The 25,257-nt window shown below is 51.6% G+C and carries 25 protein-coding genes; 21 read left to right on the top strand and 4 right to left on the bottom strand.

Features of this window, described 5'->3' with window-relative positions:
• Positions 1-36: 36 nt before the first annotated feature.
• Complete coding sequence (locus tag ACFQ3W_RS18650) at positions 37-1,134, bottom strand: YheC/YheD family endospore coat-associated protein (RefSeq protein WP_379320740.1); 1,098 nt, start codon at positions 1,132-1,134, stop codon at positions 37-39.
• A 173-nt stretch (positions 1,135-1,307) separates the two neighbouring features.
• Here ACFQ3W_RS18650 and ACFQ3W_RS18645 point away from each other — a divergent pair, with 173 nt between their 5' ends.
• The 19 genes from ACFQ3W_RS18645 to ACFQ3W_RS18555 all read left to right on the top strand — a co-directional run bounded on the left by ACFQ3W_RS18645 (position 1,308) and on the right by ACFQ3W_RS18555 (position 19,430).
• Positions 1,308-2,483: a glycosyltransferase family 4 protein gene (locus tag ACFQ3W_RS18645; protein ID WP_379320739.1), complete on the top strand. Its 1,176-nt coding sequence runs from the start codon at positions 1,308-1,310 to the stop codon at positions 2,481-2,483.
• A 293-nt stretch (positions 2,484-2,776) separates the two neighbouring features.
• A complete protein-coding gene (locus tag ACFQ3W_RS18640) occupies positions 2,777-3,820 on the top strand; it encodes a glycosyltransferase family 2 protein (RefSeq protein ID WP_379320738.1) in 1,044 nt (347 codons plus the stop codon).
• A gap of 22 nt (positions 3,821-3,842) precedes the next feature.
• Positions 3,843-4,961, top strand: a complete 1,119-nt coding sequence (locus tag ACFQ3W_RS18635; RefSeq protein WP_379320737.1) for a glycosyltransferase — start codon at positions 3,843-3,845, stop codon at positions 4,959-4,961.
• Positions 4,958-5,704, top strand: a complete 747-nt coding sequence (locus tag ACFQ3W_RS18630; protein WP_379320736.1) for a glycosyltransferase family 2 protein — start codon at positions 4,958-4,960, stop codon at positions 5,702-5,704. The genes ACFQ3W_RS18635 and ACFQ3W_RS18630 overlap by 4 nt, the downstream gene beginning before the upstream one ends.
• A gap of 30 nt (positions 5,705-5,734) precedes the next feature.
• Complete coding sequence (locus tag ACFQ3W_RS18625) at positions 5,735-6,466, top strand: sugar phosphate nucleotidyltransferase (protein WP_379320735.1); 732 nt, start codon at positions 5,735-5,737, stop codon at positions 6,464-6,466.
• Positions 6,467-6,580: 114 nt separating this feature from the next.
• Positions 6,581-7,807: a GT-D fold domain-containing protein gene (locus ACFQ3W_RS18620; RefSeq protein WP_379320734.1), complete on the top strand. Its 1,227-nt coding sequence runs from the start codon at positions 6,581-6,583 to the stop codon at positions 7,805-7,807.
• A 7-nt stretch (positions 7,808-7,814) separates the two neighbouring features.
• Entirely contained in the window at positions 7,815-9,194 is a 1,380-nt protein-coding gene (locus ACFQ3W_RS18615) for a glycosyltransferase family 2 protein (RefSeq protein ID WP_379320785.1), read from the top strand.
• Positions 9,195-9,304: 110 nt separating this feature from the next.
• A complete protein-coding gene (locus ACFQ3W_RS18610) occupies positions 9,305-9,592 on the top strand; it encodes a nucleoside-diphosphate sugar epimerase (protein ID WP_379320733.1) in 288 nt (95 codons plus the stop codon).
• Between the two features lie 25 nt (positions 9,593-9,617).
• Positions 9,618-9,965 (top strand): restriction endonuclease subunit S, encoded by a 348-nt coding sequence (locus tag ACFQ3W_RS18605; RefSeq protein ID WP_379320732.1) that lies wholly within the window; start codon positions 9,618-9,620, stop codon positions 9,963-9,965.
• Positions 9,962-10,264: a hypothetical protein gene (locus ACFQ3W_RS18600; protein ID WP_379320731.1), complete on the top strand. Its 303-nt coding sequence runs from the start codon at positions 9,962-9,964 to the stop codon at positions 10,262-10,264. The genes ACFQ3W_RS18605 and ACFQ3W_RS18600 overlap by 4 nt, the downstream gene beginning before the upstream one ends.
• A 4-nt stretch (positions 10,265-10,268) precedes the next feature.
• Positions 10,269-10,652, top strand: coding sequence for a hypothetical protein (locus ACFQ3W_RS18595; RefSeq protein ID WP_379320730.1), 384 nt, complete (start codon positions 10,269-10,271; stop codon positions 10,650-10,652).
• A 417-nt stretch (positions 10,653-11,069) separates the two neighbouring features.
• The gene (locus ACFQ3W_RS18590; protein ID WP_379320729.1) at positions 11,070-12,155 is read left to right on the top strand and encodes a CgeB family protein; all 1,086 of its coding nucleotides are present in this window, start codon (positions 11,070-11,072) and stop codon (positions 12,153-12,155) included.
• Positions 12,156-12,205: 50 nt separating this feature from the next.
• Positions 12,206-13,342, top strand: a complete 1,137-nt coding sequence (locus tag ACFQ3W_RS18585) for a CgeB family protein (RefSeq protein ID WP_379320728.1) — start codon at positions 12,206-12,208, stop codon at positions 13,340-13,342.
• 35 nt (positions 13,343-13,377) lie between these two features.
• The gene (locus ACFQ3W_RS18580; RefSeq protein ID WP_379320727.1) at positions 13,378-14,865 is read left to right on the top strand and encodes a glycosyltransferase family 4 protein; all 1,488 of its coding nucleotides are present in this window, start codon (positions 13,378-13,380) and stop codon (positions 14,863-14,865) included.
• 25 nt (positions 14,866-14,890) lie between these two features.
• On the top strand, positions 14,891-15,982 hold the full coding sequence (wecB, locus tag ACFQ3W_RS18575; RefSeq protein ID WP_379320784.1) for a non-hydrolyzing UDP-N-acetylglucosamine 2-epimerase: 1,092 nt from the start codon (positions 14,891-14,893) through the stop codon (positions 15,980-15,982).
• Positions 15,975-16,961 carry a polysaccharide biosynthesis protein gene (locus ACFQ3W_RS18570; protein ID WP_379320726.1) on the top strand — a complete coding sequence of 329 codons (987 nt, stop codon included), beginning with the start codon at positions 15,975-15,977 and terminating at the stop codon, positions 16,959-16,961. Before wecB ends, ACFQ3W_RS18570 begins: the two co-directional genes overlap by 8 nt.
• Complete coding sequence (locus ACFQ3W_RS18565) at positions 16,958-17,800, top strand: dTDP-4-dehydrorhamnose reductase family protein (protein WP_379320725.1); 843 nt, start codon at positions 16,958-16,960, stop codon at positions 17,798-17,800. Before ACFQ3W_RS18570 ends, ACFQ3W_RS18565 begins: the two co-directional genes overlap by 4 nt.
• Positions 17,767-18,711, top strand: coding sequence for an NAD-dependent epimerase/dehydratase family protein (locus tag ACFQ3W_RS18560; RefSeq protein WP_379320724.1), 945 nt, complete (start codon positions 17,767-17,769; stop codon positions 18,709-18,711). Before ACFQ3W_RS18565 ends, ACFQ3W_RS18560 begins: the two co-directional genes overlap by 34 nt.
• Entirely contained in the window at positions 18,708-19,430 is a 723-nt protein-coding gene (locus ACFQ3W_RS18555) for a glycosyltransferase (RefSeq protein ID WP_379320723.1), read from the top strand. The genes ACFQ3W_RS18560 and ACFQ3W_RS18555 overlap by 4 nt, the downstream gene beginning before the upstream one ends.
• 54 nt (positions 19,431-19,484) lie before the next feature.
• Here the strand turns inward: ACFQ3W_RS18555 and ACFQ3W_RS18550 are convergent, their stop codons facing one another.
• Genes ACFQ3W_RS18550 through ACFQ3W_RS18540 form a run of 3 tightly spaced genes read right to left on the bottom strand, consistent with a single transcriptional unit; the run spans position 19,485 to position 22,685 of the window.
• Positions 19,485-20,402, bottom strand: coding sequence for an NAD-dependent epimerase/dehydratase family protein (locus tag ACFQ3W_RS18550; protein ID WP_379320722.1), 918 nt, complete (start codon positions 20,400-20,402; stop codon positions 19,485-19,487).
• On the bottom strand, positions 20,403-21,380 hold the full coding sequence (locus ACFQ3W_RS18545) for an NAD-dependent epimerase/dehydratase family protein (RefSeq protein WP_379320721.1): 978 nt from the start codon (positions 21,378-21,380) through the stop codon (positions 20,403-20,405).
• A 27-nt stretch (positions 21,381-21,407) separates the two neighbouring features.
• Positions 21,408-22,685 carry a nucleotide sugar dehydrogenase gene (locus tag ACFQ3W_RS18540; RefSeq protein WP_379320720.1) on the bottom strand — a complete coding sequence of 426 codons (1,278 nt, stop codon included), beginning with the start codon at positions 22,683-22,685 and terminating at the stop codon, positions 21,408-21,410.
• 231 nt (positions 22,686-22,916) lie between these two features.
• Here ACFQ3W_RS18540 and ACFQ3W_RS18535 point away from each other — a divergent pair, with 231 nt between their 5' ends.
• Together ACFQ3W_RS18535 and ACFQ3W_RS18530 are read left to right on the top strand one after the other, a co-directional pair.
• The gene (locus ACFQ3W_RS18535; protein WP_379320719.1) at positions 22,917-24,152 is read left to right on the top strand and encodes a glycosyltransferase family 4 protein; all 1,236 of its coding nucleotides are present in this window, start codon (positions 22,917-22,919) and stop codon (positions 24,150-24,152) included.
• On the top strand, positions 24,149-25,129 hold the full coding sequence (locus ACFQ3W_RS18530; protein WP_379320718.1) for a hypothetical protein: 981 nt from the start codon (positions 24,149-24,151) through the stop codon (positions 25,127-25,129). The genes ACFQ3W_RS18535 and ACFQ3W_RS18530 overlap by 4 nt, the downstream gene beginning before the upstream one ends.
• The last annotated feature ends 128 nt before the right edge of the window (positions 25,130-25,257 follow it).

Raw genomic sequence — 25,257 nt, 5'->3', positions numbered from 1 at the left:
CTACAGCTTGCAGAATTGTCCGCTACTATCTCCGGGCTATAGCTGTGTGGCAGGATGCTCCAACAGGTAGCGTGCGAAGGCCATCGGCTGGCGATATGTGTTTCTCCATATTTCAGTCAGCTCCGCTTTGCGAAAACCGTAACGTTGATCGCGCCCGTTGCATTCAATGAAGTAAGGCTGCCCTGTGGCGGTCAGGCCGATATCAAGGCCTAGGTCGGCAAGCAGAGGCAGGCAGGAGCTTAAATGGCGTGCAATGGCGAGAGCAAGCGCCTCAACATGGGTGATTACAGCCGGAACTTGATGGGCGGGCAGCACCTTAGCCAGCAAATCTGCAGCAGGATGGGCATCTCCACCCTTGGCGATATTGCACACAAAGCCCCCTTGCGGAGCAGCCTTGACAAACAGCCCGGTCACCCCCCATTCTCCGAGCAAGCCTCGCTGCACCGTGACGCGCAGATCCAGGGGGCGTGTTTCGTATTCCGCCAGGGGGATACGCTCTTGTACAAGGTATGGTGTACGCTGCAGCCTGCGGCGGGTCCAAATCGGGAGTTCCCCGCGGCGAAGCTTAACGGTGGTCCAGCTCTTTTTTTCCACTGTAGAAGCATACGTGAGCTCCCAGCAATTGTCTGTATATTGCAGTCGCATAATTCCGTGTCCGACGGAACCTCGGATTGGCTTTAGAATCAGGTCGGGGTAACGCGACATCATCGCTCGCAGCGTACCCGGCTTAACGGGAGCAGCTACGGGAAGGTAACCGCGCAGTTGAGGGACATTCCACAGCAAGCGGTGAATGACGTCTTTTCCATATCGATTGTTGACGTTGAATACGGTGATTCCCTGGGAAATAAGACTGTGTATTTTTCGGTGAGCCGCTGCTTCCGGATACAGCGCCCGATTATGAATGACGGATGGTACGGGTATGACCATCTTTCGGTAATCTGTTCCATCCCATACATACGCCGTACAGGCCTCCTGTTTCGGAACGATATCACCAAGCCGTAGAAAGCAGGGAATCAGTCCATACTCCCGCGCTGCGTCCTCGTAATTGGATATCGACTCCTGACCGGTTTTTCGCTGGGGAATGCCCCGGTACATGCTGGAATTCAGAAGTATTCCCACATAGTTCTCCCTCAACGTGTTTCCTCCTCCCCGTGCTTCTTCCTTCAATCTATGTAACCTCTCTGAAAAAGAGTGGACGACTGTTCTGCGGCAGCAGCCTGTTTTCACGGCTCAAGGGTACAGTCACATTTAACGGGCGCATATCGTATATTTAGGATAGTAAAATGCACTGGGGAGGAGTTTTATACATGGAACGGGAGAAGGTAGCGGTAATTACACCAGGCTCCTTTGTGATTCCTTCAGGGAGGAGCAGTTCAGTAGAACGCGTTATTGAGAAAATGGTACCTCTTGCGGCTGATCAGCTCCATATCCGCATTTTCGGCCTGGCTGACGGTCATCTGCCCTCTCAAAGCTGGATCGGCAGTGTTCCCTGCTATCGTCTGCCTGGGGGACGACTCTATTTGGCATCGATATTGCGCCATCTTCGTAAATGGCGACCGGATACGGTAGATGTGCACAATCGCCCGCTGCTGGCCCATCAGCTCAAGAGCAGGCTTCCGCTTACACGCGTACTGCTCACCCTTCATTCCACCACCTTTGTATCCTCCTCTAAGAACCATCAGAAAGCCTGTATGCCGCAGATGCTGGAGAGTGTAGACGGCCTTATTGTTAACAGTGAGTTTTTAAAGGGTGAGCTATTGAATCGTTTCCCAAGCTTGAGCACACCTATCTGGGTTAATCCTTTGGGGGTAAGTCTCGAGGATTTTGTCCCTCGCTGGACACCGGCTGGGGAATCCCTTCGGCAAGCCCGTCTAGCAGAGTTCGGTTGGGAGAATCGGAAAATTATTTTATTTGTTGGCCGTCTGCTGCCATCCAAAGGAGTTCATCACCTGCTGGCGGCACTGCCAGCCATACTCCGTGAGGAGCAGGATGCGCTGCTGGTCATTGTGGGCAGTTCCTTTTATGGCATTGATCGGGAGACGGAGTATGTTAAACGGTTAAAAACGATGGCGGAGCCCTTTAAAGAAAAGGTCGTATTTCTACCGTTTACCCCTTATCCCAAAGTAGCGGATTGGTACAATTTAGCTGACTGCCTGGTTGTTCCTTCCGGGGATGAGGAGGCGTTCGGCCTGGTAAATGTGGAGGCCATGGCTTCAGCCGTTCCCGTGGTGGCCGCTAAATCGGGCGGTATCCCCGAAATCGTTGTAGACGGATATTCCGGTTTTCTCCTGCCTATGGAGGGGCTGACCCAAAGCATGGCGGACCGCGTTATATCGCTGCTGCAAAATGAGGAGGCACGAAAGGCGATGGGGCGTGCCGGCAGGGAGCTTGCCCGCAGCCAGTTTCGCTGGCAGCATACGGCAGATCGATGGGCCGAGCTGATGCAGAAAAACTATGTATTGTCCCGTGGGGCGGATCAATAGCGATTACTAAATGCATTTTGTACAGTTAAATTTCGCCTTGTCTGGAGCCTTAGGCGTTTAAATGCAGAAAATGCAGCTAATCGGAGCATAGTAACCCCATCGAGCCCAAATTATCCCATTTTAAATGTATGAAATACAGTTAAAGTCCCAAAAACCAGAATTTGCTTGAAAATAGATGTACTAAGTACATTTAGTGATAGATGCCAAGAGAAGTAAGTTTCTGAAGAGGTTTTGGGATAATCCCTTCAAGGGCAAATTGGTCATTTAGGAGCATCATTACTTCTTCTCTCCCCATGCGTAACGCACGGGGTTCCACCATAAAGGACCGTCCGAAATTTTTTTCGGACGGTTTTTGCCTTTTTAGCGACCGGGATCTGAACGAAGTTCGGACCGTTGTCCAGGCGTTTATCCAAAACGCTGAAGGGCTGTACGTTTGCCGTTGCAACCCCCCGGGTGCCACATACATTGTGGTATATGCTCCGGTATATCACGATCTGGGAGGTAGAGATGTGTTCAGAAAACGCAAATCCCGCGGCCGGCTGAATCGTAAGACCATTCAGCGTAAGCCGATGATACCGCGTTTAGTCAATCATCCTGCTCCTGTTGTGTCCATCATCATCCCGGCCATGAATGAAAAAGCTACGCTGCGAGGCGTTCTACGTGAAGCAGGACAGGTGCATCCCCGCAGCGAGACAATCGTTGTGGCGAACGGATCAACCGACGGAACGGCAGAGGTGGCCGAAAAATGCGGGGCGCGTGTCATTCGCACGGCAGAGCCGCTCGGGCATGACGTAGGCAGACGCGTTGGCGCGGAGGCAGCCCGTGGTTCGGTGCTGCTGTTTATGGATGCTGATATGATCATCCCGGCCCGTGAGCTTCGCCCTTTTGTCGAATCAGTATTATCCGGGGTTGACGTGGCGCTGAATGGTTATTCCGGGCCGGTAAATCTCAAGGATACGCATCCCGTTGTGTTGGCAAAGCATGCGCTGAACGCTCTGCTCTCGCGGTCTGACCTTACGGGGGCATCGTTAACCGCGGTCCCTCATGCCTTGAGCAGGCAGGCAGCGGAGCAGATTGGTCTGGAGGCGCTGGAGGTCCCTCCGCTGGCACAAGTCAAGGCAATCCTCCTTGGCTTAAACGTGCGGGCTATCCATACCGTTCCAGTGGGGAAACTTAACCCGGTTAGAGGAAGACGCAGAGAAAATGGGAAACGCCATGATCCGCTTACCACTCTAGTCGTTGGCGATCATTTGGAGGCCGTCCACTGGTTGATTTCTCGGCAAGGCCTGCGCGGTGGATTCGGTGACCTGGGACGGCAGCGCAGCAAGGTAAGGTGATGAAATGAGAACTAAAATACACATGAAGACCAGGAAATCTGGCAAGTTCATATCCTCGAAAAAAACGAGAAAAAGGCCCGGCCGACCCAAAATTCGTTTCGGTGCTCGGAGGAAAGGCAAAACCTCCAGAGCAGCAGGGGCGGGCCAATGGAAGTGGAAGCACCTTGAGCTTGCTGCTGCTAAAGCAGGTGCAGGGGTTGCTTTAGCAGCAGCAGAGGGCTCCGTGAGCGGACTGTCTTCCTCAGAGCAAATGCAGCAGTCCTTTCAAGGCTGGTATAAGGAAAACGCGCCGGATGATCTACCTTTTCCTGCGCTGCTGCAGATTGCCTTAGCTTATCGCGGAGGATTTGCTGCTAAGGGTGATCCGTCAAAGCTGTGGATACCGCTGCCGCTTCAGGGGCAGGCCACGGCCATCGTAACGGCCAGCAATGAAGAGACGACGCTGCCAGCGGTAGTCACCGAGCTTCAGAAGCTGCCATTACATGAAATCATCATTGTCCTGAACGGCTGCAGTGATGGAAGCTTTACTGCGGTTAGGCGGGATTCGAAAATGATGATACTTAGCTTTCCGGATCGACTAGGGCATGATGTTGGCCGGGCGGTTGGAGCCGCAGCAGCTTCCGGCGATACGCTGCTGTTTACCGATGGGGACATTTGTGTGGCTGCGGAGGACTTGGCCGCTTTCTTGTTGGCGGTAGATCGGGGGAGCGATCTGGCGTTAAATGACATATCGCCGTATCTTCCTCCATTTCCACAGCAGGATGAGGTATCACGCTGTAAATCGTTTTTGAACCTGGCACTGGGTAGACCTGATCTCAAGGCCAACTCGCTGACAGCCGTACCTCATGCCCTATCACGCCGGGCTCTAACCGTATTGAGCCCGCACGCACTGATCGTTCCTCCTAAGGCCCAGGCGCTGGCACTTGCCTCCGGGTTGTCGGTGAATGCGCCGCATTCGGTGGATGTGGTCCGCAAAAACCGGATACGCGGCGGGAATACCGGAACGGGAAATGCGGTAGCCGGGCTGATACTCGGCGACCATGTAGAGGCTTTAGGCGAAGTCATGAAGATGGAGGGCGTCCGGCTGCGATACACGACGCTCCCCCGCAGCGAATTGGCGAAAGTGAGGAATGCCCTTTGAGCGTAGTCGGTTTGACCAGCATTATTATTCCTACTTATAACGGGGTTCACCTGCTCGCTCCCTGTATCGAAGCCATCAGGCGCCATACGGAGGTGCCGTATGAGATCATTGTGGTTGACAACGGTTCGACGGATAATACCGCACAGTACTGCCTTCGTGAGCGGCTCATATTTGTCGCCCTTCCACAAAACGAAGGTTTTCCATTCGCCGTCAACCGAGGGCTGTCGGTTGCTTCCGGAGATCAGCTGCTGCTCTTGAACAACGATGTCATCGTTTCCCCTAGATGGCTGTCTAATATGCTGTTAGCGCTTGGGAGCGCAAACGAGATTGGTTTGGTCGGCCCGGTAACGAATTATGCAAGCGGGCGCCAGCAGATTGAAATTCCTTACGGGGGAGGAGACAGCTTTGAGCAGGCTGCTGAACAATTCAATCGGTCCAATCCGGAAAAATGGCAGGATGTTCAGCGGCTTGTCGGCATGTGTTTGCTTTTTAAGCGTGAGGTGATGAGCAGGGTTGGACTTATGGATGAACGTTATTCACCGGGGCATTACGAAGACGATGATTTTTGCTACCGAGCGAGACTGTCCGGCTATCGGCTGCTGATTTGCGGGGATACGCTGGTATATCATGCGGGAAGCGCAAGCTTCAAAGCTAACCATCCAGAAGGCTGGAATGGCCTTATTGAGGATAACCGAAACAAATTTATAGAGAAATGGGGAGTTGATCCCTGGATTTTTATGTAGATATCAGCATTTTACTTGGGAGGAGAGTTCATGAAAGGTGTGATTTTGGCGGGAGGCACCGGAACACGTCTATACCCGCTGACCCGATTGATCAACAAGCATCTGCTTCCTGTCGGGAGTCATCCGATGGTCTGTTACGGCATAGAACGGCTGCGCCAAGCCGGAATCACCGACATTCTCATGGTCATCGGCAAGCAATCAGCTGGTTTATATACAGATTTTCTCGGGAGCGGTGAGAACTTTGGCGTGAAGCTCACTTACCGCATACAAGAATCTGCAGGCGGGATCGCCGAAGCATTGGATCTTGCCGGAGGCTTTATCAGTCCAGGTGAGAAGTTCGTCGTATTGCTCGGGGACAATTTATTTTTAGACGACTTGACCCCATATGTAGAGAAATTCAAGCAGCAGCCTCCGGGCAGTGCGCGGGTGATGCTGAAGCCGGTTGACGATCCTAGAAGATACGGTGTTCCGGTTTTCGACCATGACGACCCTGAACTGATCGCCTATATCGAAGAAAAGCCGAAAAAGCCCAAGTCGAAATATTCTGTGACCGGGATATATATGTACGATGATGCTGTCTTTGAGGTCATTCGCGGCATTAGCCGCTCCGCCCGCGGAGAGCTTGAGATTACCGATGTGAACAATAAATATGCCAAAGAAGGAAAGCTTGAATATGATGTTCTCAAGCTGTGGTGGGGAGATGCCGGGACGCTCGAATCGTTGCATGAGGCCGGGATTCATATGAAAGGGGTACTTCCCTAACAGCTTTCATAAATAGATACCTGCTCAAAAAGTCACTGAGTTATGCATATATCTGCCTGGGCCGCTCTCCTTTCCGCTAGGCCCGGGCAGTTGTTATTCAGAGGGAGGGAAAATATGAAGCATCTCTCGAAAAAGAACCGCTCGACCCGGAGTTCGCGCCAAGCGGCAGTAATGTCCAAGGCAGGCAACTTAAGACGGTATAAACGAAAAACGAAAGGCGGGATCAGCGGTCGCCGGTCTCGGGTTGGAAGGCTGCGTCGGGATGGCCGGCCTATTCGTTTACGCCGCCGTTTTGGCCGCGGACGGCTGACAAACGGCTCATCTGGTGGGAAAACCCTTCTTGGGGGCAAACCCTCGCCATCGATGGCCGATTCATCCTTGATGGAAACACAGTCAGAGGATTCGCTTGAAAAAGCCGTTTCTCCAGATTCTGACGCAGTAACCGCCATAAACCTACCGGCGAATCGTGCAGCTGAGACAGCATCAAGCGAGAAAATGACAGCCGCCGCTTATGAGGATGGATACCGGGAGGGCTATTTTGAAGGGGGCGAGGCGAAGCTGGGAAGGCTCATTCCCCAGAGGATGATACTGCCTGAGGTGACGGTGGATGATGTGATCGCTGCCGGTTTTCAAGCCGTCTCCGGTTCGCTATATCCCTTGCTTTCGGCTGGTGAGGTTTATGGGGAAATCGAGCAGGCTCTTCAGAGTGGGCGCCCGCTTTCGGTCGTTCGGCTTGGAGACGGTGAAATGCTTACCTTAGCCCATGATACCATTCTTCCCACTGAGAAGGTTAAGCAATGGGGGGCGTTCCTGCCGCATTCCGGCGTGAACATTCCAGATCACTCCTCTCGCGAGGCATTAGCGGCAGCCATTCGTTCGGCGAACATTGTAGGAATCCCGCAATCACGCCACCCCTCTTTTCAGGGATTGCTATTTCCTGTGCTTCGCCACTTTGGAATCGATTACCGGGGTCTTCGGTTAACGACATCCACGATCAACTACGAACTGAGTGAGGAAGGATATTTAGGAAAGCTCCTTAAAGGCCGCTGCATACTGGCTATAGGTAATAATGCAGCTGAACTCACCAAGATGCTGCAGCAGCGAGGGTTTGAAACGACAAGCTACATCTCCCCGGTTCAAGGGGTAAAGGACATTCCTCGTATTTTGGAACTGGCCCAGGGCAAATCCTTTGACCTGGCCCTTGTGGCTGCCGGCATACCGGCAGTTATCCTTTGCACGCAGATTGCAGAAAAATACGGCAAGGTAGCCATAGATTTCGGCCATTTGGCCAACCAACTTATTATAGGCAAAGCGATGCTGCAGCCTGTTCAGGAGGTGTAAATCATTGGTGACCAGAATAAGCAGGACGCTAAAAAAACGTAAAAATCGCCCTGCAGTCCTAACCCCGGAGCGGGAGGAACGCAGGCTTCTCGATTACAACCGCGGGTTTGAAGCCGGCTATGCCCGCGGTATGGAGGCGGGAAGGCAATCGTTCGGGAAGGATTTTGACGGAACCAGCATTATTATCCCAACCTATAACAGGAAAGACCTGCTGCAGCAATGTTTAGAAAGTATAGAAGCCCATACCGCTCCCCCCTATGAAATCATCGTGGTGGACAACGGCTCGACGGACGGTACGGCGGATTTATTGCGGCTTCGCCGCGGGCCCGTCAGGCTGGCGATACATCCGCAAAACCTAGGGTTTGCACGGGCAATCAATACTGGGCTATTGATGGCGAAAGGGCGTACGATCGTACTGCTGAACAATGATGTACTGGTTACGGAGCGGTGGCTTGACCAAATGCTGAACTGTCTCCGGCATTTCCCGGGAGCTGCGGCCGTCGGCCCGGTGACGAATTACATCAGCGGGGAGCAGCAAATCGATGTGCCCTATGAAGACGTAACGGATATGCCTTCCTTTGCCGCAGCCTATAATAAGGCAGATGCCGAAAAGTGGCGGATGACGAATCGGCTTGTTGGGTTTTGTTTATTGCTGCCGCGCAACACATTCGAACAGGTGGGGTATTTTGACGAAGGGTATGAAATTGGAAATTTTGAGGATGACGACTGGATTGCCCGCCTCCGTTTACAAGCAAAAATGATGGTTATTGCCGGAGATACTTTCGTTCATCATTACGGCAGCATGACCATGAAAGGCCTGGGGGAGCAGGGGTTCGCTGCAGTCAATTCCCGAAACGAGAAGTTTTATTCGGAGAAATGGGGAGAGTTGCAGGAGCTGTACCGGCAAATGTCCGACTTGCATGCATCCGGTGCGGATCCTCTGAAAGGACGAAGAGCAGCGGACTTTTTTCCAACCCATACATGGGTTCAGGCAGGCTCTGGAAAAATGTATTGGTTAGAGAACGGCGTACGCCACCCCCTTGATGGAACTTGGACGGCAAACGATGGACAAAAGCAAGCTCCGCCTCGTCTGTCGGTCGTGGATTTACTCCAGCTTCCTTCCGGACCCGCTCGCTCCCTCCAAGACAAGCGTTTATCTGCATCAGACACAGCAAGCAGGCTGCAAGACGGAGAGGTTGTTCACAGCACGAATGGGCGTATGTATCAAATCGATCGGGGAACAAGACGAGAAATAGTATCCCTCTATACCTGCCGCTCATGGGGGCTGCAGCCTAGACCGGAATTGATATCTTATGAGGAGGTACAGGATATTCCGATAGGACTACCCATTCTCCCTCCTCCGATGCTGCGCAGCGAAGACTTGTAGCCGGCTCTTCTGGAACGCACATATCCAACTCGGCATATGTTAAAGCGAGGTACCGGATGGGGGCCCCTGTTCCGGTCAAAAAGGAAAGCTATTGAAGAGGAGGAGCAAGGGTGGAGCAGAAAATTACGGAGATGATTGTCCATATGTCCCACTCCCATCAGCAGATGGCGAGGGTGATCGATGCCGAGCGCCAGGTCGCGGTACGTATGGCGCAAATCGTGCACGCCATCCCTGATGCCGAGCCCGCTTTTGCAGGTGCACCCGGTATTCTGGATAATACCGGTCGCATTAACAAAAGCGTGGTTTCTTATTTAAACGCCATCGCTGATCTTCAGGAAGCAATGGCTGAAAACTTGGGCCTTGTGATCAAAGAACTGAAGGGCCAAGAAGAAGAGTGAAACGACAGAAGCGGGGAATGATGTCATGAGCAGAGAACAAGCTTTTCTGAACATATTGGATGCTTCCGCCAAGATTCAGTGGAATGTGGCAATGATACTTGAGGCTAAGGCGGTAGAGGCTGAGAAGGTCCGAAACTGGATACTGAATCATGTGGCGGAGAGCAGCTATAATGACCATGAGAAGCAGCTGTCCGACCCGCTCGACGTTCATGAGCAGCTTGTTGAAATGGTTGAAGGTCTTACTAAGCTGCAAAACGGCCTATGCAGCAACCTGAAGACAGTGCTCGTTACAGAGGAGGAGGAAGCTGGCGGAGAAGGAGGACTCGGCGGTTTGTTTGGTGGTGGTTTTGACCTGGAGGATTCCAGCAAATGATCCACTATCTTCAGAACGGAGAGGAAGCCAAGCTCCGGCTGATAGATTCTCTAGCCCAAAGCCAGCTCGCGATGGCGCGAATCTTAGGTAGCCTGGCCGATGTGACTGAGTTGTCTGGAGAAACTGCGAGACATCTTGTCCGCAATATTGAAGTGCTCACGAAATATCAGGAGGCGATGGCCCGCTCCGTATGCGGAATTCCCCTCTATCGTATTTATCATGGAACTCCTTCATCGCCATGGATTACGGAATCATGTTTTGCAGCAAATTACGTTGCCCGAGGAGAACAGGAGGACTGAAGAAATGACCAAAACCAAAGTCCGGCGCAGCCGCCGGACAAAGTCAAAAGCAGCCCGGAAAATCCGGTCAGGTAGCAAGCGGCGCAAGCTATCCCTTAAGCGAGGGAGGAAGAAGGTTACCCGAAAAAGAGGCCTTAAGAAGAGGGTGCGTGGACTACGCAGACGGAGGAGAAGATTTAAACGAAGACGGGCTGTGGTAAAGCCAGCTCCATTCGTTGCGGAGCCTGCTTCAGTTCCCGATCCTCTATCTTCTGCGGTCGCAACTCCCGAAGGCATGAAGGCATACGATCAAGCCTACAACGAGGCATACCAGGAAGGGTTTAACTCCGGATTTTCCCAAGGCTATGAGGATGGTCATAAGCTGGCTTATAAGAATCAGCTAAAATAAACATTGTTCAAAAGGGCTGTTTATAAAAAAAGCCTACTCCGAAGTGGGCGTAAATACTACAAAAAGTGACGGTGCATGCGTTTATACGTGCATCGTCACTTTTTTTACACGTAAGAATTTATGAAATTTCTGAGGGTGAGCCCTCTTCAACAAAATCGGAGGTGTGAGCATACCCAATTCCCTTCCCCATGCTCAAACGTATGGGGTTAGACAAGGACCTAGCCGCAGGCTAGGTTTTTCTTATTTTCATGGTATGTACCCGGATTGCAGCATGCTGCGAGAGACTGTCGGGCACGCCAAAATAGACGTTTTGCTTGATGACATTCGCCAATTTATCCGGCTTCCGGGTAGTCGTCCATGATGCACGTGTCCACCCAGCATATATTTATTAAGACCCAGGAAATCCACATAGATAGGATGAAGAACTTGAGAAACGAGAGAGAAAACAGAGGAGAGGCTTACCAGGCCGGATATAGGGAGGGATACCGTTACGGCGGTTGTCAGGCTGTTCTCGATCGTGTTACTCCAGTGTCTCCCCGGAAAAGAGGCATTCGCGTACTTTATGTTCCCCAAGGGTTTGAGGCGATTGATGCGGGAGTTATAAATGCTCTATACGAGCTGACCGAAGAATGTATTGTCGCGCGTCCGGAAACGATGCTCGAGGAAGCGGCCAGCCGTCGTCCCGATCTGGTGCTGGTGATGAACGCCCTTCACGTGTTCCCGGAAAATCATGTCCAGCAAATCGCCCAAATCCGCGAGATGGGCATCCGCACGGTCGTTTGGTTTGTCGACGACCCTTATTTTACAGAGGACACGTATCGGCTGTGCCGCTATTACGATGTGGTGTTTACGCATGAAATGGAATGCGTACCGCTCTATCGATCCGCCGGCTGTCAGCAGGTTCACTATCTTCCGCTCGCAGCCAATCCGCAACTGTTCCGCCCGGTAGAAACGGGATCCGGTTATCAATTTGACGTTTGCTTTATCGGCAACGCCTTTTGGAACCGGGTGGAGCTTTTCGACCAAATGGCGGAGTTCCTGCAGGATAAAAAAGTGCTGATCGCCGGAGGACACTGGGACCGCTTGACAAACTACGAGCGCCTGTCAAGGTTCATTCGGAGCGGTTGGATACCGCCCGAGGAAACGGTATCCTATTACAACGGCTCCAAGATCGTCATTAATCTGCACCGCCCATCGACACCGGGGCAAGACAATCGGAACGGACTCAATATAACGGGTGGTTCCATCAATCCTAGGACATATGAAATTGCAGCGTGCGGAGCGTTTCAGATTTCAGACGTTCGCGCTGATCTTCCGAAGCATTATCGACCTGGCTACGATATGGAAACGTTTGGCGATACTGCGGAGCTGGTAAGCAAAATTGCCTATTATTTGGAGCATGAGACGGAACGGAACATAGTCGCCTGGCGCTCGCTCTGGACGACACGCCTCAACCATAACTATGTCGGTCGGATTGACCTGCTTCTTGAAACAGTTTCCTGATAGGTTTTCGTCAATCGGATTAAAACGTACAAAATTGAAGGAGTGACGGCATGTTGACAGAGAAATTGGCAGTATCCGCAATCGCTGCTTTTGGAAATGGGGCTGCTGATCCGTCGCAGCTTGGTCGAACAGCGGGTCTGAAGGTAGGGTACGAGGAAGGGTATTTGCGCGGCCGGGCCAGCGTTATCATTCAGCAGGAAAGACCTCCTTTCCCCGTTCGCAACCTTAAGATATTGTATGTCGGATCGGGCAAAGGTTTTCCTTATGCTCCGATCGACGAAGCGATTTCGGCAACGCTGCAAACCCTAGTGTCTGAGCTGTTTATATACGAGCAAGGCCAGGTTCTCTCTGATTTAGTCACCGGACTTCGGCCTGATCTGGTGTTGGTGCTGGATGGCATGGAAATGCCGACCGAGCAGATCGATGCGGTTCGAGCAAAAGGTATTCCGACAGCTGTATGGCTAACGGATGATCCTTACTACACGGACATTACGGTAAGTCTAGCGTCTCATTATGATTATGTGTTTACTTTGGAGCGGAATTGTGTGGATCTTTATAGCAATGCAGGCTGCGCCCATGTGCACTATTTGCCGTTTGCAGCTTATACGGAGCATTATCGCCCCACCTTATCTCGGTCGCCGGTCCGCAGAAATCTTAGCTTCATCGGCTCGGCTTACTGGAACCGGGTGCAGTTCCTGCAGCCAATCATCGGCGAACTCATAGCACATGGATTGATGATCAACGGGATTTGGTGGGATCGGCTGCCGGAATACCCCCAGTTTCAGGACCATATCGAACTCGGCAAGTGGATGGGACCAGCGGAAACGGCTGAGGTATATAGCGGTACAAAAATCATTTTGAACCTGCACCGCTCCCCCTTTGAGGAGACAGTGAACAATAACACAGCCGGGATACTGGCTGTATCACCGAATCCCAGAACCTTTGAAATATCAGCCTGTGGCACGCTGCAGTTGGTGGATGCCCGCGATGATTTAGCTTTATTTTATACTCCCGGAAAGGAAATCGAAACATTCTCTTCCCCGGAGGAACTACTCCTGAAAATTCAGTTCTATTTAACTCACGAGCAGGAAAGACGCGAAATCGCTCTGCGGGCTCTGGAGCGAACATATCGGGACCACACGTACAGCAACCGGCTTGATGAGCTATTGCGCTACATTTTCGGGTAAAGGTCTGAAGGATCTTCACAGGGAGGTGAAGACTTGTGTCTAGGCGAAAGAAGCTGTTTCTATTTACACATGTCAGTAATCTGCGCAATATAACCGGCGCCGAGAAGCTGCTGCTTTTTCTGGCTAAGCGGTTTTCCGCTCATTTTGACTGTACCTTGGTGGCTCCTCAGGAAGGAAGATTGACTTACCTGGCGCGAAAAGCAGGTCTCATGACGATGATAAGGGATGCTCCTCTGCTATATGGCATGTGCTCCCCTTATGAGAATCTGACCCGGGATGCAGAAGAGATGATGCGAGGAAAAGAGGCGGCCCATGTTATTAAGCTGTTAACGGAGCAGCGTCCCGATGTCGTGTTTGTCAATACGTCCGTAAATATTGTACCGGCGATGGCCGCAAAATCGCTCGGCATTCCTGTCGTGTGGCATATTACCGAATTCGTGGCGGATAACCCATATACAGAACAAGCGACCCAATTGATCGAACGGCATAGCGACTTGATTATAGGCATTTCCGAAACCACTTTGCTGCCTTTCCGAAAAGGAGAATCGGGGGATAAGCTGGGCCTTCTGTTCCCTTCATGGGATGGCGGGGACATTCATCCCAAGCTGTGGCCTCAGCTTCGGCAGAGCAAACGACGCGAATGGGGGATTCGTCCTGGCGAGACGGTTGTCGGCTACATTTCCTCCTTTCTGATCGCTCAGAAAGGGCCGGAGCATTTTATTCAGGCTGCGCTTGAGGTCGCGCGGGGTTATCCGGAAGTCCGCTTCGTGATCATAGGAGGAGAAGTGGACCGCGAATTTTATCGTTCGCTTCGGCGGAAGGCTGCCGAAGCGACGGGGCGGCCGATTGTTTTCATCAATCACGAAGAGAGTATAGAAGCAGCATACTCCGCCATGGATATCACGGTCATTCCAAGCCTGGTCAGCGAAGGGTTCGGGATGACCGCGATGGAAGCGATGTTCTTTGGCAAACCGGTCATTGCCTATGCCTCCGGGGGGCTACAGGAAATTTTTAATGCGACGGGGAACGATGCTTATCTCGTGAAGACGGGGGAAACTCCGGAACTCGCGGCAAAAATATCGGAGCTGCTTGCCTCGCCAGAGACGATGAAGCTGGTTGGTGAATCAAATCGGGTTCAGGTGGAGTCGGCGTTTGGTCCGGCGGCGTATATGGGACGGTTTCTAGAAATGGTGAGACGTGTGGATGGTCTTGTGCCCTCCCCCGAAAACGACCTTCAGAGTGTGAATGAATCGCCCGGCGATTCTTCGATATCAGGGACACCTATACCGGTCGCAGTGGATAGCGCGTTAAGCCCTATCGTCGTACGGAGAAGGAGCAGGCTGCGTATGAAAAAGGCAAACAAGAAACTAAGTCGGCTTCGCTCCGCTAGAAAGAAGGGGCGTTCAAAGTCGATACGAAAACGCCGTCTAAGATCACTCCGCCGAGCTGCCGTGACAAAAGCCCGGGCACAAAGGAGGAAGGGACGTGGACGTTTGGCATCCGCCCGGCGCTCTCGTCGTTAAACCATACACACCAGGGAGTGAGAACGTGAAAATTATGACGATTTTGGGCACCCGCCCTGAGATCATTCGCCTGAGCCTAATTATTCCTCTGCTGGACCAGTACGCGGATCGGCACATTTTGGTGCATACAGGGCAAAATTTTACCGCTAGTTTAAGCGATATTTTTTTTCAAGAGCTCGGGGTTAGACACCCGGATTATGTCCTTCAGGACCGTCAGTCTACTTTAGGAGAGCAGCTCGCCGCTATGTTTTCGCAAGTAGAGCGGATTTTGCAGGATGAGCGTCCGGATAGAGTGTTGCTGCTGGGGGATACAAACAGCGCTTTATGCGCTATTCTGGCTGAGCGAATGGGGATCCCGGTAACCCATATGGAAGCGGGAAACCGCTGCTTCGATTTGGAGGTGCCGGAGGAGAAGAACCGCAAAATCATCGACACCATCTCTTCCATAAACATGCCATACACGCTGCAAAGTAAAAATAATCTACTCGCTGAAGGCATTCCAAGCCATCGCATCGTTTTGACCGGAAACCCGATTTACGAGGTGCTCCAGCATTATGAGCAGCAGATTGCAGGTAGCGATATTCTTGAACGGCTGAAGCTTACAGGGGGCGACTATTATTTAGTCACCGTGCATCGGGCGGAGAACGTAGATCAGCCAGCGAACCTGCAGGAAATAATGGAGGGCCTGAGCAAGGTTGCGGAAGCCTTTGGGAAACGCCTCATTTGCAGCATACATCCGCGGACCCGCTCGAAATTGACGGAGGAGTTGAAGCTAAGCATGCATCCGCTTGTTGAGTATTACGAGCCGTTTGGCTTCTTTGACTTCGTTAAGCTGGAACGCCACGCCTATTGTGCGTTAACGGACAGCGGTACGGTGCAGGAGGAATGCTGCATCATGGGAATTCCGACTGTGACACTACGGCGTACGACGGAACGACCTGAAACGGTCGATTGCGGTAGCAATATCGTTTCAGGACTCGATGCGGACAGCATTTTGCGATCCGCTGCAGTTATTGGGGAGCTTCCGCGTGAGTGGGAGCGACCGGAAGGATATCTAGCCAGGGACGTGTCGGTAAAGGTTGTCAAATTTCTGCTTGGAGGGAAACGGCATGTTTGAAAATAAACGTATTTTGGTCACCGGCGGCACCGGTTCTTGGGGACATGAGCTAGTTGCGCAGCTTCTCCCACAGCAGCCGCGTGAGGTCATCATCTATTCCAGAAGCGAGTCTACTCAGGTGGCGATGAGCCGGGAATTTGAGAATGAGCGGCTTAGCTTTTGCATTGGAGATATTCGCGACAAAGAGGCGCTGTTAACAGCCTGTCAGGGCGTCGATTACGTGTTCCATCTTGCGGCTCTGAAGCATGTACCGGTCTGCGAGGATCAGCCCTACGAGGCGCTGAAGACGAATGTGATCGGCACGCAAAATGTGATCGAAGCGGCGATTGAGAACAATGTGGAGAAGTTGATATATATTTCGACCGACAAGGCTGCCAATCCGTCGAACTTTTACGGCATGACCAAGGCCATAGGCGAAAAATTGATCGTATATGCGAACCTGCTCCGCGGGAAAACGCGGTTCGTTACGGTGCGCGGCGGCAATGTGCTGGGGACGAATGGCAGCGTCGTCCATCTATTCAAGGATCAAATCCGTCAAAAAGGCGAGGTTTCCATTACGGACATCAATATGACCCGTTTCTTCCTTACGTTGCCGGATGCCATCTCTTTGCTGTTTAAGGCATCGGTTGAAAGCCTGGGCGGGGAAATCTTCGTCATGACGATGCCGACCTGCCGAATCGTCGATCTGGCGGAGGTGCTGATCGAGGATTCCGGCCTGCAGGATGTAAGGCTTGTAGAGCGAGGAATTCGTCCCGGGGAGAAAATCCACGAAATTTTGATGAGCGAGTTTGAAAGCCTGTCTACAGTCGTTTATGACGAGCAGTACCTTGTCATTCTACCAACGATTAACATCCCTGAGCTTAAGGAGCATTACAAGCATTGCCCGCACGTCTCCTTCAGCAGCTTCAGCTCCGCTCATAACCTGATGACGAAAGAGGAGATTCGGAAAATCCTGCAGCGTGGGGGGTTCCTGTCATGAAGCTGTTAATCTTGGGCGGAAACGGGATGGCCGGCCACATGCTCGTGGAGTATTTCAAGCGTCAGGGCCGCCATACCGTATTTTACACAAGCCGGGATCCGCTTGATTCCAGTGCGCTCGTCGTTGACGCTTCGGACTGCATGATGGTTGAGAAGGTCGTAGAGGCGGTGCGGCCGGATGTGATGATCAATGCGATCGGCATATTGAATCAGTTTGCGGAAAAGGATAGAGTCGGTGCGTATCACATTAATGGCTTTCTGCCGCACCGCCTTGCCCGAACTGCGGATCAAGTCGGCTCAAGGCTGATCCATATCAGTACGGACTGCGTATTTTCAGGAAACCGCGGCTGCTACCGCGAGGATGACATGCCGGATGGAACCAGTGTGTACGCATTGACGAAAGCGCTCGGTGAGGTCCGGGCGCCACGTCATGTGACGGTTCGCACCTCGATCATCGGGCCTGAGATCCGCACAGGCGGTATTGGCCTAATGGAGTGGTTTATGCACTGTCAAGGAACCGTTTCAGGATACCGCAAAGTGATGTGGAACGGCGTAACTACGCTTGAGCTGGCAAAAGCGATCGACGCTCTCCTCACCTCCTCTGTGTCGGGTCTCATCCATCTTGCACACCCTGAAGCCATTAGCAAGCATGACCTGCTGCTTTTGCTTCAGGAGATATGGGGTCTGCAAGGGGTAAACGTATTACCGAGCGAAGAGCCGGTTCAGGACCGGACCCTGGTGCAGACCCGGAGCGATTGGAGCTATGAGGTGCCGCATTACCGGGATATGCTGAAGGAGTTGGAACAATGGATGAGGGAAAAACGCTCCGTGGTCGCGTAATTCTCATTACAGGCGCCACGGGCTTTACCGGAATGCACGCTTGTCGATATTTTGCCAATCTTGGCATGCAGGTAGCCGGTCTCACTCACAAAACGCTCCCGGATAGCGATTTCCCCGGGGTTCGCTACTATGCGTGCGATTTGCTTGATCCACGTCAGATCACCGAAGTCGTTCAGAAAATAGCACCTCATTACGTGCTGCATCTCGGAGGGAAGAACTCGGTCCCCGAATCCTGGAACAATCCGCTGCTGTATATGGAAACCAATGTTTTCTCCCTCCTGTACCTGCTTGAAGCACTGAGAGCAAATTCAGCATGCCGCGTGCTAGTGGCAGGGTCCCGTTTATCCGTCCCGCTGGGGCCGCCCTACCGTCCGCCTCATCCCTATAGTCTGAGTAAAAGCCTGCAAAAGGTGCTTTCCCTTTCTTGGAATGGACTGTTCGGCCAAGATGTTATGGTTGCGGAGCCGTCTAATTTGATCGGCCCAGGTCCTTCCACGGGAATCTGCTCCCTGCTCGGCCGCAGGCTGGCTCAAGCGGAGCTTGGAACAGCAGGGGAGCCTTTCCGGCTGTCATCGAGATCAGGAAGGCGGGATTTTCTCGATGTGCGCGACGCTGTCCGGGCGTATGGCTATCTGCTTGCTTACGGGGATAGCGGAAAGGAGTATCCGGTATGCAGCGGAGTGGAGCGTACCCTTCAGGAGGTGGCTGAAGTGATTCAGAGAATCGCAAAAGGCCGGATTAATCTGGAGTGGGGGGATTCGGACACAGCCGCAGCGCCGCCGGACGGGAACCTTGCGCCGGTGCTGCCATCCTTTTTACAGGGACTGGGCTGGAGACCGCTTATTCCATTTCAGACTTCATTAAACGATGTTATGAACTATTTTCGTGGTACGAAAGGAGAACTCCGATGAGACCGAAGGTTACGGTAATTATTCCTTTTTACAATTGCCCGTACGTAGAGCAGGCCGTAAACAGCGCGCTGCAGCAAACTTACAACCCGGTCGAAATCATCGTCGTTGATGACGGGTCCACCTGCCATACAAAGCGGTTAGCCCCTTATCGCCCTTACATCCATTATCTCGGGAAAGCGAATGGCGGGACGGCTTCCGCTCTCAACCACGGTATACGGCACGCGAGCGGGGAATATATCGCCTGGCTCAGCTCGGATGATTTATTTTATCCGGAGAAAATCAGTCGGCAGGTCTCGTTTATGCAGCAGCAGAGCGCAGCCATATCCCACACCAATTTTCATTATATCGACGGCGGCGGAAACGTAACGCAATACAACGTTGCGCCGGCGAACATGCTACGCAGCACTACTATGTTTTATCGCTCCTTTCTAAATGCGAATCCGGTGAACGGCTGTACCGTCATGATGCGAAGGGACCTGTTTTCCAGTGTAGGTTTATTTGACGAATCGCTCCCATATACTCATGATTTGGACTTCTGGTATAGGGTGATACAGAAAGGGGTCCATTTTCCTTTCCTGAACGAGTCGCTAACGGCTTACCGCTGGCATGATGGAATGGGAACGTTGCAGCACCGAGAACAAATCCAGCAGGAATACGCGTTCACACAGAACCGCTTTAGGGAATCGATGACGCAAATCCTATCTCGGATGAATATTTGAAAAACAACTGGGCTGCTTGGATCGCCGTGGCAGCCTAGTTGTTTTTCATAGGTTTCAGTACTGGTTCATCACATACTGATACGTTTCCTGCAATCCGCGGTTAATGTCGTATCTCGGTTTCCAGCCGAGAACCTTGTAGGCGAGGATGTTGCTCAGACAGCTATGCCGAATATCCCCAGGGCGTTCAGGCCGATGGACGGCGTGCAGCTGCTCTCCATGAATACGTTGGAGTGAACTTAAAAGCTCATTTACCGAAGTCGGGAGCGCCGTCCCAACTTGAATAATTTGACTGTCACCTTGGTGCGCTGCAGCGAGATTCGCCCTGACCACATCCTTGACATACACGAAGTCGCGGGTCTGCTCACCGTCCCCATAAACCACGAGCGGAGTACCCTTGCGAATTCGATCCAGGAAGATTGACACGACACCTCCCTCTCCCTTAGGGGTCTGTCTAGGTCCATAAACATTGGCATAACGCAAAATCGTATAGTTCAGACCGTAAAGTTGGTGGAATACCCGTAAATAAGCTTCAGGCGTATACTTTGAAATTCCGTAGAAGGAGATCGGCTGCACAGGGTCCTGCTCGTGAATGAGGGCGGTTTTCGGCTCCCCGTAAACAGCGCAGGAGGAAGCGTAAACGATCTTTTTTACCCCCGAGTGGACACAAGCCTGCAGGATATTTGCGGTTCCTGCGATATTGATGGCGGCGTCATAGCCGGGATCCATCACGGAGCGCTGAACATCGACCTGAGCCGCATGGTGAAAAACGATATCGGGAGAAAGCTGCCTGATTGTATCGGCAGCCTTCTCGCTTTGAATGTCCAAAGGATGTAGTGAAGCACCCTTGGGCAGATAATTGATGTTGCCCGTTGACAGGTTGTCGATGACATGGACCTCAGCACCTTCAGCGATAAGGGCTTCAACCAGATGGGAGCCGATGAATCCTGCACCGCCGGTAACGATAGCCTTCATTTACATCCCCTCATCCTTCATCTGCTGTTTGAACCATTCAATGGACATTTTAAGGCCCTCTTCAAGGGAAACGGATGGATCGTAATGCAAGATGCTCCGGGATCGGGTCAAATCCGGCATTCTTACGGGCATATCCTCATACCCAGGGCCGTAGGCCGTAGCGTAAGGAATGTAAACGATAGGTGATGAGGAACCGGTCAAATCCTTAATTTTATGCGCTAAATCGCGAATTGCGATCGCGTGCTCGGAGCCGATATTAAACGCCTGTCCATTCGCATGATTGCCCATTGCGGAAAGTGTACCCTCCACTGTGTCCCGTATAAAAGTAAAGCAGCGAATTTGAGAGCCGTCATGGTAAACCTCCAGTGGCTGATTGAGAAGCGCCGCTTTTATGAAACGCGCTACGACTCCTCCGTATTGGGAAGAGGTTTGTCTTGGGCCATAGGCATTGAAGTATCTAACTACGGAGACGCGAAGCCCTTTCTCGGCATATGCAAAGCATAGATGCTCATCGATCGCTTTGGCCGTTGCATAACACCAGCGATGGATGGAAGGAGCGCCTAAAACGCGATCAGCATCTTCCCCGAAAGGGATTTGGCTATTTTTTCCATATATTTCCGAAGTAGAAGCAAACACAACTTTCATCTTGTTATGATAAGCGAGCTCCAGAATGTTTCGAGTTCCGTCGATGTTGCCCTCAATGACCTTTAGTGGATTCTCTACCGTATTTTTCACACCAAGCACCGCCGCCAAGTGAAAAACAACATCGCAATGTTCCATCAGTTCCTTAAGCAAATACTTGTCGGTGACTGAGCCATAAATCATGGAATGACGGTTATTTTCGGTAGCTTCGTCCAAAAAATGCAGGTTACCGGTAGACATATCGTCCAGTGTCCATACGTTGTGCCCATGCTGCAGCAGGCGTTCTACCAGATGGGAGCCAATAAACCCGGCCCCACCGGTTACCAGAATATTCATTTAGGTTTCACCTCGATTGGTCTGTTATCAAATCAAAATGATATTTTTCCGGTCCTCAATCATTTTCATAGCGTTGCGGGTGTCAAAAATAAGATGAGAGAACGAGGCAAGGGATCCATAGGAAATTGAGGAGTGATCGGTCAAAATCAACAGGCAGTCATGCTGTTGAATGTTCCGTTTGGTAAGTGCGATTCCGTCCAGGCTATGTCCACTTACTTCGATTCGGTTGATAAAGGGATCGTGGAAGCTTACCTTGATGCCTGCGGCAAGGAGCTTCTCAATAATAGGAATCGCGGACGATTCGCGCAGATCATTAACGTCTTTTTTATAGGTGACCCCGAGAACAAACACTTTGCTTTCATTGAGTGGTTTTAGAGCAGCCAAGTGTTGACTAACCTTTTGCGCGACGTAATCCGGCATAGACTCATTGACCTGATGCGCCAAATCGATGAACTTGAGATCAATGCCATACTGTTTTGCCTTCCATTGCAAGTAAAGAGGGTCTACCGGAATGCAGTGTCCGCCGATTCCGGGCCCGGGATAGTAAGGCGTAAAGCCGTATGGCTTTGTGCTGGCGGCCTCAATAGCTTCCCACAGGTTGATGTCCATCTTCTTGGAGACGACGGCCAACTCGTTTATGAAGGAAATGTTGATGAGCCTTTGGCAGTTTTCCAATAGCTTCGTAAACTCTGCGACACGGGGGGAGGAAACGACGACTACCTCGTTAAATATGCTTCCATATACTGCTTTGGCCGTTTCAGTGCATTTTTCCGTGACCCCTCCAAGCACTTTCGGAATAAGCTGCAGGGAGCTTTGATGCGGCCCTGGATCGATACGCTCAGGCGAATAGGCTAGAAACACGGATTGACCGATCACTAGTCCTGTTGACTGGATCATCGGGAGCAGCTCCTCCTCCGTCGTACCGGGGTAAGTCGAGCTTTCCAATACGACTAAATGCCCTTTGCGCAAATAAGGCAATACGTTCTTCATCGCGCTTCGTACATAAGTTAGATCCGGCTCAAACTGTGCGTTCAGCGGGGTAGGCACACAAATGATGATGGCGTCGGCACGGTCAATCTCACGAAAAGATTCACTGACGTGGAATCGGCCGCCAGCAAACATCGCTCGAATATCCTTTGAGGTAAAATCGGATAGATAGCTCTGCTGGCTTTTTAGTTTGGCAATTTTACTAGCATCTACATCAATTCCATAGACAGTATGACCACTCTCTAAGAACAGGGCAGCTAAAGGTAGTCCGACGTAACCAAGTCCGATTACGGCGATGCTGGCTTTTGCCTGATTCATATGTTTTCACTCCTTTTCTTGTAGTCGGTATATCCTACTCAGGAGAGTCTTTCATTGATATAGATAGAAGTACCCGTAATAGAAAAAATGGTAGTATATCATGCCGGGTAAATAGATTCGTATAGAGGAATGCGCCGTGCTCATCCTTTTGCGAAATAGTTAAATGTCCCTGTCGGATGAGTGGGTAAATACATAGAATAAAGCGAGTTCCGATAAGGAAGGGCTGGGAGCATGAACATACTGTTGACAACCTATTTTTATTTACCGCATGTGGGCGGGGTATCTACGTATGTGGATATGCTGAAGAGCGAGCTTACGCGGCTCGGCCACCAAGTGGATGTCTTCGCCCATCATCCAGATATGCAGCATTACTATATGCCGAATAACGGGCGGACTTTGGTGAAAGCCAAAATAAAGGACCAACTTTATGAGAAGGTTTATGCCTATTATGAGCAGCAGATGAAGCACGTTGATCCATGGATCAGGTGGAGAGATATCGAAAGATACTGTTTTGAAGCTGCAGTTTCGGCTTTCGGTCTGCAGAAGTATGATCTGATTCATACGCAGGATATCGTATCGACCCGGGCGCTCTGGCGTGTCAAGCCAAAAGGGACCCCTCTGGTGGCTACGATCCACGGCTGTTTGGCTACGGAGTTTATTCACACTGGCGAAGTAACGGGTAAAGACACGCTGTCGTGGAAATATGCGGCGGCGGAGGAGTTTTACGGAATGATGTCAAGCAACGCGACCATCGTCCCTACCCAATGGCTTAAAGCTCTTGCCATGACGGAATTTGCGGTTCCTGGAAGGCATTTGCAAGTGATCCCCTATGGTATGGATATCGCTTCCTTTCAGCAGCGAATAAATCGAGCCAGAAAGGAAAAGGGACAATCGGAAAAGAAAGTGTTGATTTGCCCTGCCCGTTTGGTGCAGGTAAAGGGACATAAGGTGTTGTTCGAAGCGCTCTCCATGCTGAAGGAGGTCCGCGATGATTGGGTGTGCTGGCTGCTGGGAGATGGTCCGCTGGAGAATGAACTGAGGATGAAGAGCAAACATATGGGACTAAGCGAGCATGTTCAGTTTTTAGGATCGAGAGCGGATGTACCTGAGCTGCTCCAGCAAGCGGATGTCTTTGTTCTTCCAAGTCTTCAGGATAATCTTCCCTTTTCCATAATAGAGGCGCAGATTGCCGGAAAGGCACTGGTAGTATCCGATGCTGGCGGAATCCCTGAGATGGTTAATCACGGGGCTACAGGTTTGGTGTGTCCCGCGGGGCAAAGTGAACCGCTGTTCCGCAATCTTCGCAAGGTGCTGGAGAATAGCCGATTGCACAATCGACTCGGTGAGCAGGCTAAACGGTGGGCAAAGGAACATTGGTCGATTCAAACGATGATGGACAAAACGCTGAAAGTATATGACGCTGTAACCAAACCGCCCACCTCATATAGGGAGGGAACAAAAGTATGAGCGCTGGTTTACCCCGTATTCAAAGCAAGTTGACCGTTGTGACTCATCATCGGGCCATTAAAAAAGGAAGCGCCCTTAAGCGTAAAGCAAAAGCGATTGATATGGGCAAGGTATCGGTAGTAGTGACCGAGCCGGAAAAAAGAACACGCCCGAAAAGGAATCACAGGCTTAATCAAAGGAAATCCCGTTTAATTGTTAGAAAGAAAAGACGGATTAAGCAAAGAAGACAGGGGAAGAAGCTGCTGCTTCGCCGGAGGATGCTTCGAGGTAGATCGAAACTAACTCGAGGCAATAAGGGGCTGACGCGAACAGCATCAGGTAAAATATCGCTGCCTATGGTTCATCCGCCGCTTAATAGACCCGGAGCAAGGCCAGAAGCAGGGAATCCAGCGAAAGAAGCGAAGCCGAGTAGTCCCGCGTCCCTGACGCCTGAAGGCGGTTTAAGGCCTGACTTGAGTCCGGACAGCGCAGCGGTTGCTCCTCTGGCAGCCGATGCGGTTTCGTTGTTAGAGCAGGTCGGTGCGATATTACCTAAGGAATTACCGGGACAGAGCAGTCCCGAACAGTTTACTTTGACTGGCCCGGCAGACGCAACGGCACTTGGGGTGCCAGTCGAAGCTCCGGCAAATGAAGTCTCTGCGGCAACAGCTGTTTCGTCAGTTCCTCCAAGTATTCCGAATTTGACGGCTGCTCAGCCGGAAGGGATTCCTGCGGCGAGCATACCTGCCGAAGCTGCAATTGGTGCTGCTCAGGGGCCTGAACATGCCTGGCCGATCACAAGCGATGCTCAGGAATTGTTCGTTATACCGGATGAAAACGTCGTCCCTGATCCGGCCTTTGTTCATGTATTAAAGGCGGGTACGGATCCCGTTGACTTCGGAATTGAGTGGAGACGCGTAGAAGCGGATGAAGGAATCGGGTCCGTGCTCCATCCGGACACGATTTCCAGACTGTCCGAAGAAGTTACGCCTGATTAAAAAATCGGCCATTAAACACAAAACTCGAATAAAATGACGATGGAAGGGCTGAGCTGATATGGCTTGGCCTTTTTTTTGACTATTGTTTTTCACATTCGAACTATTGTCCATACCAATCTATGTCTGCT

This window comes from Paenibacillus puldeungensis (genome assembly GCF_042678945.1).
GTDB lineage: Bacteria > Bacillota > Bacilli > Paenibacillales > Paenibacillaceae > Fontibacillus > Fontibacillus puldeungensis.
Note: the sequence above shows the minus strand (reverse complement) of the source record. Positions and strands in the feature narration are given on the sequence as shown.

What these genes read in the sequence shown, in the direction of transcription:
- ACFQ3W_RS18645 (WP_379320739.1), top strand. Translation starts at nt 1,308, where the DNA reads ATGGAACGGGAGAAGGTAGCGGTAATTACACCAGGCTCCTTTGTGATT.
- ACFQ3W_RS18640 (WP_379320738.1), top strand. Translation starts at nt 2,777, where the DNA reads ATGCGTAACGCACGGGGTTCCACCATAAAGGACCGTCCGAAATTTTTT.
- ACFQ3W_RS18635 (WP_379320737.1), top strand. Translation starts at nt 3,843, where the DNA reads ATGAAGACCAGGAAATCTGGCAAGTTCATATCCTCGAAAAAAACGAGA.
- ACFQ3W_RS18625 (WP_379320735.1), top strand. Translation starts at nt 5,735, where the DNA reads ATGAAAGGTGTGATTTTGGCGGGAGGCACCGGAACACGTCTATACCCG.
- ACFQ3W_RS18620 (WP_379320734.1), top strand. Translation starts at nt 6,581, where the DNA reads ATGAAGCATCTCTCGAAAAAGAACCGCTCGACCCGGAGTTCGCGCCAA.
- ACFQ3W_RS18605 (WP_379320732.1), top strand. Translation starts at nt 9,618, where the DNA reads ATGAGCAGAGAACAAGCTTTTCTGAACATATTGGATGCTTCCGCCAAG.
- ACFQ3W_RS18600 (WP_379320731.1), top strand. Translation starts at nt 9,962, where the DNA reads ATGATCCACTATCTTCAGAACGGAGAGGAAGCCAAGCTCCGGCTGATA.
- ACFQ3W_RS18595 (WP_379320730.1), top strand. Translation starts at nt 10,269, where the DNA reads ATGACCAAAACCAAAGTCCGGCGCAGCCGCCGGACAAAGTCAAAAGCA.
- ACFQ3W_RS18590 (WP_379320729.1), top strand. Translation starts at nt 11,070, where the DNA reads ATGAAGAACTTGAGAAACGAGAGAGAAAACAGAGGAGAGGCTTACCAG.
- ACFQ3W_RS18585 (WP_379320728.1), top strand. Translation starts at nt 12,206, where the DNA reads ATGTTGACAGAGAAATTGGCAGTATCCGCAATCGCTGCTTTTGGAAAT.
- ACFQ3W_RS18570 (WP_379320726.1), top strand. Translation starts at nt 15,975, where the DNA reads ATGTTTGAAAATAAACGTATTTTGGTCACCGGCGGCACCGGTTCTTGG.
- ACFQ3W_RS18565 (WP_379320725.1), top strand. Translation starts at nt 16,958, where the DNA reads ATGAAGCTGTTAATCTTGGGCGGAAACGGGATGGCCGGCCACATGCTC.
- ACFQ3W_RS18560 (WP_379320724.1), top strand. Translation starts at nt 17,767, where the DNA reads ATGGATGAGGGAAAAACGCTCCGTGGTCGCGTAATTCTCATTACAGGC.
- ACFQ3W_RS18555 (WP_379320723.1), top strand. Translation starts at nt 18,708, where the DNA reads ATGAGACCGAAGGTTACGGTAATTATTCCTTTTTACAATTGCCCGTAC.
- ACFQ3W_RS18550 (WP_379320722.1), bottom strand. Translation starts at nt 20,402, where the DNA reads ATGAAGGCTATCGTTACCGGCGGTGCAGGATTCATCGGCTCCCATCTG.
- ACFQ3W_RS18545 (WP_379320721.1), bottom strand. Translation starts at nt 21,380, where the DNA reads ATGAATATTCTGGTAACCGGTGGGGCCGGGTTTATTGGCTCCCATCTG.
- ACFQ3W_RS18540 (WP_379320720.1), bottom strand. Translation starts at nt 22,685, where the DNA reads ATGAATCAGGCAAAAGCCAGCATCGCCGTAATCGGACTTGGTTACGTC.
- ACFQ3W_RS18535 (WP_379320719.1), top strand. Translation starts at nt 22,917, where the DNA reads ATGAACATACTGTTGACAACCTATTTTTATTTACCGCATGTGGGCGGG.
- ACFQ3W_RS18530 (WP_379320718.1), top strand. Translation starts at nt 24,149, where the DNA reads ATGAGCGCTGGTTTACCCCGTATTCAAAGCAAGTTGACCGTTGTGACT.